A 327-nucleotide genomic window follows, 5' to 3' on the forward strand; every position below is an offset into this window, starting at 1 on the left:
CCAGCTCCTGGATCTCTTCATCCTCCAGGACGAGCATTTCGAAGAGCTTCGACTGGCTGTCAATGGCCTTCGTCAAAGTGGCGTTGCTACCGAGCGCAGAGAATTTGGTCGCAGCGTCCATGAAGCGGAAGGCAACTGTGCGCTCAAGTCCCAACGCATTCAGTCGCTCGATAAAGCTGCCATGGATGCATGCCGACTTGAGCACTTGCAGCCCACGCCCCACTTCAAGGCACGCCTCTACGCTGCGGCGCATGTTGGCGGCGATGTCGCGCTGGATCAGGTCTGGGTCCGTGCAATCGGCCGGAAGTTGATAGCCCAGTTGTGCAG

At 58.7% G+C, this 327-nt stretch carries 1 pseudogene; it reads right to left on the reverse strand.

What is annotated here, in order from left to right:
• Nucleotides 1-327 (reverse strand): annotated as a pseudogene (locus JHD77_RS31670) (hypothetical protein); the annotation flags it as partial.

The sequence above is a fragment of the Pseudomonas sp. P20 genome (assembly GCF_016463925.1).
Classification (GTDB): domain Bacteria; phylum Pseudomonadota; class Gammaproteobacteria; order Pseudomonadales; family Pseudomonadaceae; genus Pseudomonas; species Pseudomonas aeruginosa.